Annotated in this window: 12 protein-coding genes; 8 read left to right on the forward strand and 4 right to left on the reverse strand. The window is 75.6% G+C overall.

Annotated features, from left to right (window positions below; translation table 11 throughout):
* Positions 1-60 precede the first annotated feature (60 nt).
* On the forward strand, positions 61-894 hold the full coding sequence (locus VKZ81_RS18700) for an LLM class F420-dependent oxidoreductase (protein WP_324242966.1): 834 nt from the start codon (positions 61-63) through the stop codon (positions 892-894).
* A 6-nt stretch (positions 895-900) separates the two neighbouring features.
* On the opposite strand, the gene VKZ81_RS18705 is transcribed toward VKZ81_RS18700, so the two are convergent.
* Complete coding sequence (locus VKZ81_RS18705; RefSeq protein ID WP_324242883.1) at positions 901-2,385, reverse strand: MFS transporter; 1,485 nt, start codon at positions 2,383-2,385, stop codon at positions 901-903.
* Positions 2,386-2,581: 196 nt separating this feature from the next.
* Between VKZ81_RS18705 and VKZ81_RS18710 the strand changes: the two genes are divergently transcribed.
* From VKZ81_RS18710 to VKZ81_RS18720, 3 genes are all read left to right on the forward strand, one after another.
* Positions 2,582-3,265 (forward strand): L,D-transpeptidase, encoded by a 684-nt coding sequence (locus tag VKZ81_RS18710; protein WP_324242884.1) that lies wholly within the window; start codon positions 2,582-2,584, stop codon positions 3,263-3,265.
* 29 nt (positions 3,266-3,294) lie between these two features.
* On the forward strand, positions 3,295-3,645 hold the full coding sequence (locus VKZ81_RS18715; RefSeq protein ID WP_414709408.1) for a BlaI/MecI/CopY family transcriptional regulator: 351 nt from the start codon (positions 3,295-3,297) through the stop codon (positions 3,643-3,645).
* Between the two features lie 103 nt (positions 3,646-3,748).
* Positions 3,749-4,651, forward strand: coding sequence for a M56 family metallopeptidase (locus VKZ81_RS18720; RefSeq protein WP_324242886.1), 903 nt, complete (start codon positions 3,749-3,751; stop codon positions 4,649-4,651).
* A 154-nt stretch (positions 4,652-4,805) separates the two neighbouring features.
* On the opposite strand, the gene VKZ81_RS18725 is transcribed toward VKZ81_RS18720, so the two are convergent.
* Positions 4,806-5,849: a fatty acid desaturase family protein gene (locus VKZ81_RS18725; protein ID WP_324242887.1), complete on the reverse strand. Its 1,044-nt coding sequence runs from the start codon at positions 5,847-5,849 to the stop codon at positions 4,806-4,808.
* A gap of 154 nt (positions 5,850-6,003) precedes the next feature.
* Between VKZ81_RS18725 and VKZ81_RS18730 the strand changes: the two genes are divergently transcribed.
* Complete coding sequence (locus VKZ81_RS18730; RefSeq protein ID WP_324242888.1) at positions 6,004-6,825, forward strand: FAD:protein FMN transferase; 822 nt, start codon at positions 6,004-6,006, stop codon at positions 6,823-6,825.
* A gap of 4 nt (positions 6,826-6,829) precedes the next feature.
* Here the strand turns inward: VKZ81_RS18730 and VKZ81_RS18735 are convergent, their stop codons facing one another.
* Together VKZ81_RS18735 and VKZ81_RS18740 are read right to left on the reverse strand one after the other, a co-directional pair.
* A complete protein-coding gene (locus tag VKZ81_RS18735) occupies positions 6,830-8,128 on the reverse strand; it encodes an MFS transporter (RefSeq protein ID WP_324242889.1) in 1,299 nt (432 codons plus the stop codon).
* Positions 8,129-8,327: 199 nt separating this feature from the next.
* The gene (locus VKZ81_RS18740) at positions 8,328-9,311 is read right to left on the reverse strand and encodes a zinc-binding dehydrogenase (RefSeq protein WP_324242890.1); all 984 of its coding nucleotides are present in this window, start codon (positions 9,309-9,311) and stop codon (positions 8,328-8,330) included.
* A gap of 115 nt (positions 9,312-9,426) precedes the next feature.
* Between VKZ81_RS18740 and VKZ81_RS18745 the strand changes: the two genes are divergently transcribed.
* From VKZ81_RS18745 to VKZ81_RS18755, 3 genes are read left to right on the forward strand one after another with little or no spacing between them, the layout of a single operon-like run.
* Positions 9,427-10,815, forward strand: a complete 1,389-nt coding sequence (locus tag VKZ81_RS18745; protein WP_324242891.1) for an ATP-binding protein — start codon at positions 9,427-9,429, stop codon at positions 10,813-10,815.
* 60 nt (positions 10,816-10,875) lie between these two features.
* Positions 10,876-12,093: an RCC1 domain-containing protein gene (locus VKZ81_RS18750; RefSeq protein WP_324242892.1), complete on the forward strand. Its 1,218-nt coding sequence runs from the start codon at positions 10,876-10,878 to the stop codon at positions 12,091-12,093.
* Positions 12,094-12,095: 2 nt separating this feature from the next.
* Positions 12,096-14,045 (forward strand): vWA domain-containing protein, encoded by a 1,950-nt coding sequence (locus VKZ81_RS18755; RefSeq protein WP_324242893.1) that lies wholly within the window; start codon positions 12,096-12,098, stop codon positions 14,043-14,045.
* The last annotated feature ends 5 nt before the right edge of the window (positions 14,046-14,050 follow it).

Genomic DNA, 14,050 nt, shown 5'->3' on the forward strand with positions numbered 1-14,050 from the left:
ATGCGGGGGAGCCGACGGTTCCGCGGAATGCCGCTGCCGCCGGCCGTGTTGGTCGGGGTCATGACGGTCGATGTTGGACGGTACGGGATCTGGCGACGCTGCACGGATCTGACGCCCGAGTTCGCGACCGAGGCGGAGAAGCTCGGCTACGGCGCCATCTGGATCGGCGGGTCGCCCTCGGGGGACCTCGCGCTGGCGGAACAGCTGCTCGACGCGACGGAGCGGATCGCCGTCGCCACCGGGATCGTGAACATGTGGAAGACGCCCGCGGCGGAGGCGGCGGCGTCCTACCACCGGATCGCCGCCAAGCACCCCGACCGGTTCCTGCTCGGGGTCGGGATCGGGCACCCCGAGGCCACGAAGGAGTACCGCAGCCCGTACGCGACGATGGTCGCCTACCTCGACGAGCTGGACGTCGCCGGCGTGCCCACCGCGGGCCGGGTGCTCGCCGCGCTCGGGCCGAAGGCGCTGCGGCTGGCCGCCGACCGCACGGCGGGGGCCCACCCCTACCTGACGACGCCCGAGCACACGAGGCAGGCGCGCGAGATCGTCGGTGACGGCGTGCTGCTCGCCCCCGAGCAGAAGGTGGTGCTGGACACCGACGTCGAGCGGGCGAGGTCGATCGCCCGCCCGGCCGTCGACCGGCCCTACCTGCACCTGGTCAACTACCGGTCGAACCTGCAGCGGCTCGGCTGGAGCGAGGCCGACCTCGACAACGGCGGCAGCGACGCGCTCGTCGACGCGCTCGTGGCCCACGGGGACGTCGAGGCGGTGGCCGCGCGGCTGAGGGCCCACCTCGACGCGGGTGCCGACCACGTCTGCGCGCAGGTGCTCACCGCCGGCGACCCGCTGCCTGCGCTGCGCGAGCTCTCGGCGGCGCTGAACCTGACCTGACCCTCGTCACCGCGGGGCGTCGGAGGGGTGCTGCGCCGGGCCCGTCATCGGGCAGTGCAGGCACTCCTCCACCCGCAGGCCGCCCGGCGCCGGTTCCGCCGCTGCGGGCGGCCTGCGGACCAACGCGAACGCGGTGAGCGCGGCGGCGACCATGCAGCCGGCGCCGATCAGGATCGCCGTGCGGAAGCCTGCGTCGAACACCACGGGGTCGGTGTAGTCGCCGCCCGAGATGCCGGCGATCCCGGGCACGACGGCGACGGCGAGCAGCCCCGCGGCCCTCGCCACCGCGTTGTTCACCCCGGACGCGGCGCCCGCGTAGCGGTCGGGGGCGGAGTCGAGAACGGTGGCGGTGAGCGGGGCGACGGTGAGCGTGAGCCCGGCCCCGAACACGACCATCGCCGGCAGCACGTCGGCGAGCCACGACGCGCCCACCCCCACGCGCAGCAGCAGGAGCAGCCCCGCGGCGGCGACCAGCGGGCCCACCGTCATCGGCAGCCGCGGCCCGATCCGCCCGGCCAACGCGCCGGCCCGGGCGGAGAACACCAGCATGAGGGCGGTGACCGGGAGCAGCGCGGCGCCCGCCGCGACCGGCGGGAACCCGGCGACGGTCTGCAGCTGCAGCACCAGCAGCAGGAACACCACGCCCATCGCGCCGTAGATGAGGACGGTGGCGAGGTTGGCGGCGCTGAACGTCCGGTCCCGGAACAGGGCGGGCGGCACCAGCGGGTGCGGTGAGCGCAGCTCGACCAGCACGAACACCGCCAGGGCGAGCGCGCCCGCGGCGACGGCGACCAGCGCGACCGGCTCGGGGCCGCGCTCGCCGAGCCCGGTGAGGCCGTGGGTCAGCGCCCCGAGCCCCACCACCGCCAGCACGGTGCCCGCCACGTCGAGCCCGGGTGCCGACTCGGTGTCGCGGCTCTCCGGCACGTGGCGCAGCGCGATGGCGATGATCAGCGCGGCCAGCGGGAGGTTGATCAGGAAGACCGCCCGCCAGCTCCACTCGACGAGCCAGCCGCCGAGGAACGGCGCCACCGCGCCCGCGATCCCGCCCAGCCCGGACCACGCGCCCACGGCGGCGGCCCGGTCGGGCCCGTGGAACGAGGCCGAGATCAGCGCGAGGCTGCCCGGCGTCAGCAGCGCGCCGCCCACGCCCTGCAGCGCCCGCGCGGCGATGAGCGTGCCGATGTCGGGGGCGAGCCCGCAGGCGAGCGAGGCCAGCGCGAACCAGGCGACCCCGATGACGAACACCCGCCTGCGGCCGAGGTGGTCGCCGAGCGAGCCGCCGAGCAGGATCAGCGACGCGAGCGCGAGCGTGTAGGCGTTCACCGTCCACTGCAGGCCGGTGAACCCCGCGTCGAGCTCGGTGCCGATGCGCTCGAGCGCCACGTTCACCACGGTGCCGTCGATGAACACCAGCCCCGAGCCCAGCACCGTCGTGGCGAGCACCCAGCGCCCGGCCGCCGTGCCCATGCGCACTTCCCCCGCCACCATGCGCCGCAGCTTACGGCGACCCCGGCCGGATTCGTGATCATGCTCACACCGGGCGGAACTCCGCGTGCACGCCGGATGACGGTCCGTCACCTCCGAGGCGACTGATCGTTGACGGGTCAGGAATTCAGGAGGCGAGATGGGAAGACACGCGCGGCGGCAACCGGGTGTGGCGGTTGCGGTGGGCGCACTGGTGACGGTGGTCGCCACTGGTCTGTTGGGTCTGGGGTACGCGCAGGCGGCCCCGCCGCTCGTCGGGCCCGATCTTCCCGCGGAGTCGCCGGTGGCGGCGCCCGCGAGTCCCGTCGAGCACACGCGCACCGCCGCGCCCTCCCGCGGCGCGGACCGCACCGCCGCGCGCGATCGCGGGGCGGACCTCGACGATGTCGACGACGCGGACCGCACCGCCGCACCCGCGCGGCTCAACGCCGCCGCACCTCCTGCTCCCGCCCCGGCCCCGTCGCCGGAGCAGGCACCTCCGCCCGCCGAGCCGGCTCCGGCCCCCGCGCCGCCCCCGCCGCCGCCGCTGGTCCACGGCACGCCCTGCACAGCCACCGCGCGCGCCTGCGTGGCGCTCGACGAGCGGCAGGCCTGGCTGATCGACAACGGCAGGATCGTCCGGGGCCCGGTGTCGATCCAGCACGGCGACGCGGCGGACCCGACCCCGCGCGGCACGTTCACGGTGCAGTGGAAGGCCGAGGAGTACACGAGCCGCGAGTACCTGCGGCAGATGCCGTACTCGGTGTTCTTCGCCGACGGCGGGATCGCCTTCCACGAGGGTGCGCAGGACACGCCGTCCGCGGGATGCGTCAAGCTCGACCGGGAGAACGCGCAGGCGTTCTTCTACTTCCTGCAGGTCGGTGACGAAGTCCAGATCCACTAGGTGGTGTCGGGGGTTCTACCTCAAGTAGAATGGCCTTCGTGCCGACACTGGGTGAGCTCGAACGTGCCGTGATGGAGACCCTCTGGTCGGCCAGCGCACCTGTCACGGCCCGTGACGTCCAGGACGCGCTCGCCGGCCGCGAGCTCGCCACGACGACCGTGCTCACGGTGCTGGGCAGGCTGGAGCGCAAGGGGCTCGTCACCCGGGAGCGGGAGGGCCGCGCCCACCGCTACCGGGCCGTCGCGAGCCGCGAGGACCACGTCGCCGAGCTGATGCGCGACGCACTCGACGCCGCTCCCGACCGGGGCGCCGCGCTGGCCCGCTTCCTCGGTTCGATCCCCGAGGACGAACGCGCCGCCCTGCGCGAGCTCCTCGACTGACCTCGGCCGTGCCCCACACCGGGTGGTGGCCGCGACGTCACTCGGCGCAACGTGGGTACCGCCGGGTGCCGTGCCGTTCGGGCGGTCCGGGAGACTAGGCCGCATGGAGGTCGCGGCATTGCTGCTGCTCGCGCTCGGCGTGCTGCTCGCCGAGCCGGTCAGCCGCTCGCTGGCCCGTGCGCAGTGGCCGGCGCGCGACCCGGTGGGCGCGCTGCTGGTGTGGCAGGCCATCGGGCTGGCCGGGGGCCTGGCCCTGCTGGGCTCCGGGGTCGTCTACGGCCTCGCGCCGCTGGGGCCCACGCTGCCCGCGGCGGTGGGCAACGCCGTCGACGTCCTCTCGGCCGGGGAGCTGCCGGAGCTGGGCGTCAGCCACGTGCTCGCGCTCGTCGCGGCGTTCGTGCTGGCACTGCGGCTGGTCGGGGTGCTCATCCTGGTCACCGTGCGCACGTTGCGGGCCCGGCAGCGGCACCGCGACCTGCTCGACCTGCTCGCCACGCCGTGGCCGGACGTGCCGCACGCCCAGGTGCTCGACCACCCGGTGCCCGTCGCCTACTGCCTGCCCGGCCTGCGGTCGCGGCTCGTGGTCTCCGCCGGGGTGCTGGACGCGCTCGACCCGCCGGCGGTGAAGGCCGTGCTCGCCCACGAGCAGGCCCACCTGCGGGAGCGGCACGACCTCGTCGTGCTGCCGTTCGTCGCGTGGGGGGCGACCGCCCCGTTCGTCCGCGGGATGGTGTGCGCGCAGGTCGCCGTCGCCGCGCTCGTGGAGATGCGCGCCGACGACGTCGCCTCGGCCGCGGTCACCCCGAAGCAGCTCACGGGGGCGCTGCGCACGGTCGGCGGCGCCGCCCCGGCGGCCGCGCTCAGCTCGTTCACCGACGCGCTCGACCGGCGCCTGCTGCGGATCACCCGCCCGCCCGCGCCGCTGCCCGCCGCGGTGCGGCTGCTGGTGCGGCTGGCCGCGGTCGGGCTCGTCGCGATCCCGACCGGGCTCCTGCTGCTGTCCTGACGGGGTTGTTCGGGGTTGTGGCTGTTCGGGGTTGTGACGGGGCCCCGGCCCGCTCCCCAGCAGCCGGGGCCCCGTCCCGCAACATGGCCTGACGGCCGGTGGAGTCGCCCGCCGGGCCCGCCCCGTTACGGCCTCCCGCGCCCGGCTCCGGCGGTCAGGACCGCAGCGGGGCGCTCGCCTCCTTCAGCTGCCGCAGCGACTCCGCCCACGACCGCACCAGCCCCGTCTCGTGGTAGGGCACCCCGATCTCGGCGCAGAACCCGCGCACGATCGGCCGGGCCCGGCGCAGGTTCGGCGTCGGCATGCTCGGGAACAGGTGGTGCTCGATCTGGTGGTTCAGCCCGCCCATGACGACGTGCACCAGACCGTCGGTGAGGCGCCCGCCCGCGACGTTGCGCGAGGTGAGCACCTGCTTGCGCAGGAAGTCCATGCGCTCGGTGGGCATGGGCATCCCCTTGTGGTTCGGGGCGAAGATCGAACCGAGGTAGACGCCGAACAGGCCCTGGTGCACGGCGAGGAACGCCAGCGCGAGCCCGGGCGGCAGCACGGTGAACAGCGCCCCGAGGTAGCCGGCGGCGTGCGCGGCCAGCAGCGCGAGCTCGAGCCCGCGCCGGCGCACCCGCGCCCCGTTCGCGCCGAGCAGGCCCTGCAGGCTCGCCCGGCGCAGGTCGAGGCCGGCGAGGGTGAGCAGCGGGAAGAACAGGACCGCCTGATGCCGGTTGAGCCACCGGTTGATCCCGCGGCTCGCGCCGGCCTGCTCGCCGGTCCAGGCCAGCGCGCCCGGCTCGACGTCGGGGTCGAGGCCCTCGTGGTTCGGGTTGGCGTGGTGGCGGGTGTGCTTGTCCATCCACCAGCCGTAGGACATGCCGATGCCGAGGTTGCCGAGGATCCGCCCGACGATCGCCGAGGGTCGGCGGGTGCGGAAGACCTGCCGGTGGGCGACGTCGTGGGCGAGCAGCGCGATCTGGCCGTGGAGGACGGCGGCGGCCACGGCCACGGCGAGCTGCCAGGGCGAGTCGCCGAGCAGGACGAAGGCGGCGGCGGTGGCCGCGGCGAACGCGCCGACGAGCGCGAAGCGGGCCAGGTAGTAGCCGGGCCGGCGGCGCATCAGGCCGGCGGCCGCCACCCGCGCGGACAGGCGGGCGAAGTCGCTGCCGGCGGGGCCCGCCGACGCGTCGGTGATCGTGCTGCTGGTCATGCCCCGACCCTGCGCGAGGCGCGCGCCGCTGGTGAGCCGGGCAGCCCCCGGACCGGGGGTGGGGATCACCCCCGATCGGGGATCTGCTCACAGCGTCGTCACAGCGTTCATCTGCCAACGTGTGCTTCCGGCTGCACGACCCGGGAGGCGCACGATGACGATCTCGCTGCACACCGGTATCCGCACCGCGACCGTCAGCACCGCCTGGACGGCGTGGGACGAACCGTTCCGGCTGGTGGTCACCGACCCCTGGGCGATGCACCACGCCCGCCTGCAGGTGGCGGAGCTTCTCGGCGCGATCGTGGAGGCGGTCGGCAGGCGGCGGCTCCCGGCGGCCCGCCGCGAGGCGCGGCTCGTCGAGCTGCTCGGCGGGGCGGCGCGCCCCGCGCCCCGCCCGTTCCCCTACGGCATCGCGGGCGTGGCGGCAGGCACCGACGTGCACCGGACGGCGCCGACGGCGTGGCAGATGGCGTTCACCGCCGCGATGCGCACCCGCGACGGCTGGCACGTGGCGCCCGGGCCCGCCGCGGCGGCCCTGATCGCCCAGCGCTGCGCCGAGCGCGTGGCGGAGGACTTCTCCTGCGGGGTGCTCGTGGCGTTCGGCGACCACGTCGCCACGTCCGGGCTCGCCCCGGTCGGCGGCTGGCGGGTGCAGCTGCGGGACGCGCCGGGCGCCGAGTGCGACCTGGTGGCGATCGACGGCGGCGCGATCTCGTCGGTCAGCGCGGTGCGGCCGGGCCGGCCCGACCGGCTGCAGCCGTTCGTCGTGCCGGCCACCGGGCGCACGGTCGTGCCGGCGTGGCGGTCGGTCACGGTGGCGGCGGCCGACGCGCCGGCGGCCAGCGCGGCGTGCGCCGGGGCGCTGCTGCGCGGGGCGGCCGCCCCCGAGTGGCTCGACGAGCTGGGCCTCCCGGCGCTGCTCGTCGACGCCGAGGGCGGGCGCCGCACCGTGGGGCGCTGGCCGACCTCGGCCTGATCCGTCAGGCGGGGACCGGCTCGGCCTCCACCCGGTCCGGCCCGCCGAGCAGCAGCGCGGTGAGGCCGGCCAGCGGGAGCACCACCAGCAGGCAGAACGCCGTGGGCACGCCGATGAGGGAGGCGAGCCCGCCCACGAGCGCCGCACCGACGCTGGCGCCGGTGAGGAACACCAGCGTCGCGATGCCGAGCGCGACGCCGCGCTGGGCCTCGCGGACCGCGGAGCCGACCGACGAGATCATCGCCGGCTGGCCGATCCCGAACGCCCCGCTGACCAGCACCACCGCGAGCGCGAGGAGCGTCGGGGACTCCAGGAAGGCGCCCGTGGCGGCCGTGAGCAGGGCGATCACGGCGGTGGGGCACGCCAGCGCGATCGAGCGGCGCGGGCCGATCCGGGCGAGCAGGGTGCGGGCGATCCGCGGGGAGACGAAACCGATCACCGCGGACGGCACCAGCAGCAGGCCCGTCGCGAACGGGGACCAGCCCCACGACGCGGCCGAGAGCGGCACCCCGAGGAGCAGGGCGAACCAGCTCGCGGGGACGGCGGCCGCTGCGAACGCGCTGCGCAGCACCGTGGTGTTGGTGACGATCTCGCGCGGCAGGAACCCGTGCGGGTGCGCGCGGACGCGCAGGGCGAGCAGCGGGGCCCCGACGACGAGCAGCACCGCGCCGACGGCGGCGGCGACGGCCCCCGCCGAGGGGGACTGGATGAGCAGCACCAGCCCGGAGGCCGCGACCGCGACCAGCAGCGCGCCGAGGACGTCGATGCGCTCGCCGGTGCCGACCGCGGGGGAGACCCGCCAGAGCGGCACGATCGCGAGCGCGCCGAGCACGGGCAGCGCCACGGCCAGCCGCCATCCACCGAGCGCCTCGAGGCTGCCCCCGACCAGCGGGCCGAGCGAGCCGAGCGTGGCGGCCACGCCCGCGATGCGGCCGAGGGCCGCCCCGCGGTCCGCGCCGGTGAACCGGGCGCTGATCAGCGCGGTCGCGAGCACCGGAACGGCGGCGGCGCCGGCACCTTGCAGCACGCGCGCCACGATCAGCACGCCGAACGAGGGGGCGAGCGCGGAGACCAGCGCGCCGACGGCCATCGCGCCCGTGCCGAGCGCGAGGGGGAGCCGGATGCCGATCATGTCGGCGATCCGGCCGTGGGCGGGCGTCGCGACGGCGAGCGCCACGGTGTAGGCGCTCACCATCCAGGCCGCGGTGGCGGCGCTGACCTCGAGGTCCGCCCCGAGCTCCGGGAGCGCGACGGTGACCGCCGACGTCGACATGCCGGCGAGGCCGAACAGCAGACCGAGCAAGGTGGCAGATCGCCCAGGAGAACGCACGTCGAGGTGGAACCGCGTCCGGTGGGAGCGCATTCCCGGGGCGCACTCAGATCACAATTCACCCGCACCGGGAACGCGACTCGCGCACAGCGAGAGCGCGACTCGCCGAGAACCCCGGCGAGTCGCGCTCCGAGTGCCGGCGAGTCGCGCGCTGGGTGCGGGTGAGTCGGGGTCAGGGCACGAGGACGACCTTGCCGGTCGTCTCCCGGTTCTCCAGCGCCCGGTGCGCCCCCGCGGCGTCGGCCAGCGGGAACGGCGGGTTCACGAGCGGCACGAGCCGCCCGGCCGCCGCCTCCGACAGCGCGCGGGTTTCCAGCCCGCGCAGCCCGCCGTAGCGCTTCACCATCCGCGGCCCGGTGACCCACCCGACCGACAGCGACCTCTCGGCGATGTCGGCGCCGGTGAACGGCGTGACCTCGCCGGAGGTCCAGCCGAACATCACGATCCGCCCGCCGGTGCCGAGCATCTCGAACGCGGCCCGGCCGACCGCGCCGCCCACGCCGTCGAGCAGCACGGTGGGCTCGCGCCCGTCGAGCGCGGCGCGGACCCGCTCCGGCCAGTCCGGCTCGCGGTAGTCGACGGCGACGTCGGCGCCGAGCGCCTCGACCTGCCGCACCTTCTCCGGCCCGCCGGCGAGCCCGACGGCGACGGCCCCGGCCCCGCGGGCCGCCTGCACGAACAGGCTCCCGAGCCCGCCCGCCGCGGCCGGGATGAGGACGACGTCCTCGGCCTCGATCTCCGCGGCGTCGAGGATGCCGACCGCGGTGCGCCCGGTCCCGATCATCGCGACCGCCGCCTCGTCGGTGAGCGGGTCCGGGATCTCGTGCAGCGACGCCTCCTGGGCGACGGCGAGCTCGGCGTAGCCGCCGCTCGCCATGCCCAGGTGCGCCACGACCCGCTTGCCCACCCACGCCGGGTCGGCCCCGGGCCCGACGGCCGCGACGGTGCCGGCCACCTCGCGGCCGGGCGTCATCGGCAGCTGGGGGAGGGGGAACGGCCCGCCGCTCTTCCCGGAGCGGATCGCGGTGTCCACCAGGTGCACGCCCGCTGCGGCGACCCGGACGAGCACCTGTCCCTCGCCGGGCACCGGGTCGGCGACCTCCTCGTGGCGCAGCGTCTCCGCCGGTCCGAACTCGTACTGCCGGATGGCCTTCACCGTGTCGTCTCCTCGCTCGTTCCGATCTCGCCACGGACACTAGGAGTTGAAGTTAAGTTGAGGTCAACGGGATCTCGGGCGCCGCGCCCGAGGTGACGGGCGTAACGTTGATTACGTGCCTTCTGGATTCCCCCGCACCGTGGGCGCGCTCCGCGCGTCCGGCCACGAGCTCCGTGGCGTCAAGGACGAGATCCGCTCCAACCTGCTCGCCGCGCTGTCCGAGGGGCGCGACCCGTGGCCCGGCATCGTCGGGTTCGAGTCCACCGTGATCCCGCAGCTGGAACGCGCCCTGATCGCCGGCCACGACGTCGTGCTGCTCGGCGAGCGCGGCCAGGGCAAGACCCGCCTGCTGCGCTCCCTGGTCAACCTCCTCGACGAGTGGAGCCCGGTCATCGAGGGCTCCGAGATCGGCGAGCACCCGTACGCCCCCATCACGCCCGCGTCGAAGCGGCGCGCCGCCGAGCTGGGCGACGACCTGCCGGTGGCGTGGCGCCACCGCGACGAGCGCTACACCGAGAAGCTCGCCACCCCCGACACCGCGGTCGCCGACCTGATCGGCGACGTCGACCCCGTCAAGGTCGCCGAGGGCCGATCGCTCGGCGACCCGGAGACCATCCACTACGGCCTCGTGCCGCGGGCCCACCGCGGCATCGTCACGATCAACGAGCTGCCCGACCTCGCCGAGCGCATCCAGGTGGCGCTGCTCAACGTCATGGAGGAGCGCGACATCCAGGTCCGCGGCTACACGCTGCGGCTGCCGCTCGACGTGCTGCTCGTGGCGAGCGCCAACCCGGAGGACTACACCAACCGCGGGCGGATCATCACCCCGCTCAAGGACCGGTTCGGCGCCGAGGTGCGCACGCACTACCCGCTGGAGCTGTCCGACGAGATCGCGCTGGTCCAGCAGGAGGCCGAGCTCGTCGCGGAGGTGCCGCGCCACCTGATCGAGGTGATCGCCCGGTTCACCCGCTCGCTGCGCGAGTCGAGCGCGATCGACCAGGGCTCCGGCGTCTCGGCCCGGTTCGCCGTCGCGGCCGCCGAGACCGTCGCCGCGGCGGCCCTCCGGCGGGCCGCGATCACCGGCGAGGAGCGCGCCTTCGCCCGGCCCGTCGACCTCGAGGCGGTGCCCGCGGTGCTGCGCGGGAAGCTCGAGTTCGCCTCCGGTGAGGAGGGGCGCGAGATGGAGCACCTCGAGCACCTGCTGCGCCGCGCCACGGCCGACACCGCCCGGGCCCGGCTGCGCGGGATCGACCTGAACCCGCTGGCCGAGGCCGTGGCCGAGGCCCCGGTGCGCACCGGGGAGCGGGTGCCCGCGGTCGAGGTGGTGTCGGCGCTGCCGGCCGCCCCGGAGCTCACCGAGGTCGCCCGTCGGCTCGACGCGGCGGGCACCGAGGACCCTGGCCCGATGGCGAGCGCGGCCGAGCTCGCGCTCGAGCTGCTGTACCTCACGCGCCGCCTGGCGAAGGAGGCCTCGGACGAGGGCGACGCCGTCAGCTACGGCTGAGCCGCCCCCTCCGGGGATCTACGGATCCGCCGGCGGGGAACGGGCGCAAGACTGCTCGGCATGCGTTCCCCGTCCGCACTCCGTGCGGTCCTCGCCGTCTCGGTCTCGGCCCTGCTCGGCCTCGTCGGGTGCACGCCCGCGGACCGGGCGGTGCTCGGGGCGCCGGAGTGCCGTGACGTGCCGGGCGGCCCGTCGTCGGACCGGGCGGTGCCCGGCACCGTCTACGCGTGGCGGCCGCCGTTCACGACGGCCGACTCGCCCACGCCCACGTTCGGCGAGAACGGCCCCGAACCCGTGCCCGGCTGGACCGACGTCGTGTCCATCGCGAGCACGGGCCATACCGCGTTCGCGGTACGGGCGGACGGCACGGTGGAGGGGTACGGCCTCGGGTTCCACGGCAGCCTCGGCGACGGGGATCTCGGCCGGCACATCGCCATGGCGCCGCAGCCGGTCCCCGGTATCACCGACGCGCGCTCGGTCCACGCGGTCGGTGACGCGGCGTTCGTGGTGCGGGCCGACGGCACGGTGCTGGCCTGGGGCCAGGGGCTCCTCGCCAACGGCGGGGCCGTGAACAGCGGTCGCGACCACGTCGCGCAACCCGTCCCGCTCGACGGGTTGCGCGACGTGCACGCGATCGCCGAGGGCGACCTCACCGCGCTCGCCCTGCGCACCGACGGCCGGGTCGCGGGCTGGGGGATCAACGTGACCGCCCAGCTCGGCGACCGCGACGGCACCGCGTTGACGACGGTGCGCGGCGTCTCGGGTGTCGTCTCCCTCGCGGCGGCCGGCGGTGCCGTGGTCGCGGCGCGGGGCGACGGGAGCGTCTGCGCCTGGGGCAACAACGCCTTCGGCCTGCTCGCCGTGACCCCCCTCGGCGGGCAGACGGGCCGTCCCCGAGCGATCGCGGGCCTCGCCGACGTCGTGCAGGTGGCCGGCGCGAACCACGCCGCCTTCGCGTTGGATCGCCACGGTGGGGTGTGGGCGTGGGGGCGCGGCGGGAACGGGTTGCTGGCCGACGGGCGGGAGGACGACCACGTCAGCGCGGTGCCGACCCGCATCGAGGGCCTGCCCCCGGCTCGCTGGATCGGCGCCGGCAGGGGTACCGCCGTCGCGATCGACCGCGACGGCGGCCTGTGGACGTGGGGCATCCAGCTGTCGAGCGCGCGGTCGCCGCGCGCCTACCACGCCGTGCGCCCGGAGCGGGTCCCGCTGCCCGGTCCGGTGCTCGCGGTGTCCGGGAACCACGCGCTGATCGCCCCATCGGGCGTAGCGTTGTAATCATGGCAAGACGAGACCGGTGGTTGCGGTACGGCCCTTACGTCGGCGGGCCCGACCCGCTGGCCCCGCCCGTCGACATCCGGGAAGCCCTGGACGCGATCGGCCGGGACGTCATGGAGGGGTCGTCGCCGCGCACCGCGCTGCAGGAGCTGCTGCGCCGCGGCACCCGCGAGCGCCGCGGCCTGGACGACCTCACCCGCGAGGTGTGGCAGCGCCGCAGCAGGCTGCAGCGCGAGAACCGGCTCGACGGGACGCTGCAGCAGGTCCGCGAGCTGCTGCAGCGGGCGCTCGACGCCGAGCGCGACGTGCTGGGCCGCCAGGACACCGACGACGCGCGGTTCCGGGAGATGCAGCTCGACGCGCTCCCGTCGAACCCGGGCGCGGCGGTCCGCGAGCTCGCCGACTACGACTGGCAGTCCTCGGACGCCCGCGACGCCTACGAGGAGATCCGCGACCTGCTCGGCCGGGAGATGCTCGACCAGCGCTTCCAGGGCATGAAGCAGGCGATGCAGAACGCCACGCCCGAGGACGTCGAGCGGATCCGCGAGATGCTCGACGACCTGAACGACCTGCTGGCCAACCACGCGCAGGGCCGGGACACGCAGCGGCAGTTCGAGGAGTTCATGGCCAAGCACGGCCAGTTCTTCCCGGAGAACCCGCGCAACACCGACGAGCTGGTCGACCTGCTCGCGCAGCGCGCGGCCGCGGCCCAGCGGATGCTCAACTCGATGTCGGCCGAGCAGCGGGCCGAGCTCATGGAGCTCGCGCAGCAGGCGTTCGGCGACCCGCGCCTGGCGCAGGCGCTCTCCCAGCTGGACGCCCAGTTGCAGTCCCTGCGCCCGGGCGAGGACTGGGAGGGGCGCGGGCGGTTCCGCGGCGACAACCCGCTCGGGATGGGCGAGGCCACCCGGGTGATGGAACAGCTCGGGGAGCTCGACGCGCTGGCCGAGCAGCTGTCGCAGAGCTACCCGGGCGCGCGGATGGAGGACATCGACCTCGACGCGCTCGGCGAGCACCTGGGCGAGCAGGCCCGGGTGGACGCGCAGGCGCTGGCGGAGCTGGAGCGCGAGCTGCAGCGCCAGGGCCTGTTCGAGCGGGCCCCGGACGGGTCGCTGCAGCTGTCGCCGAAGGCGCTGCGGCGGCTGGGCGAGTCGGCGCTGCGCGACGTGGTCGACCGGATCGGGGCGCGCCGCGGTGAGCGGGAGGACCGCCGGTCGGGCCCGTCCGGCGAGGCGACCGGCGCGACCCGGCCGTGGGCGTTCGGCGACACCGAGGCCTGGAACGTGCCCCGCACCCTGCTCAACGCGCAGCTGCGCCGCGCAGGCGGTGACGATCGGCCGCTCGACGTGACCGACGTGGAGATCGTGGAGACCGAGCAGCGCTCCCGCGCGGCGGTGGCGCTGCTGGTCGACACGTCGTGGTCGATGGTGCAGGACGGGCGCTGGGTGCCGATGAAGCGCACGGCGCTCGCGCTGCACCAGCTGATCTCCACCCGCTTCCGCGGCGACGACCTGAAGCTCATCACCTTCGGCCGGCACGCCAGGACGGTGGAGCTCGGCGAGCTGGTCGGCCTGGAGGGGGTGTGGGAGCAGGGCACGAACCTGCACCACGCGCTCCTGCTGGCCGGGGAGCACCTGCGCCGCAACCCGGACGCCCAGCCGGTGGTCCTGGTCGTCACCGACGGCGAGCCGACCGCCCACCTGGAGCCGGACGGCGAGGCGGTCTTCGACTGGCCGCCGAGCCCGGAGACGCTGCGGGCCACGATCGGCGCCCTGGACAGGATCGCGGCCCTGCGGGCCTCGATAACGTTCTTCATGCTCGGCGACGACCCGCGCCTTGCGATGTTCGTCGACGACGTGGCGCGCCGGTGCAGCGGGCGGGTGGTGGCCCCGACGCTGGACGGGCTCGGCGCGGAGGTCGTGGCCGACTACCTGCGCACCCGCAGACGCTGACCCCC

It is taken from the genome of Pseudonocardia sp., assembly GCF_035305885.1.
Lineage (GTDB): Bacteria > Actinomycetota > Actinomycetes > Mycobacteriales > Pseudonocardiaceae > Pseudonocardia.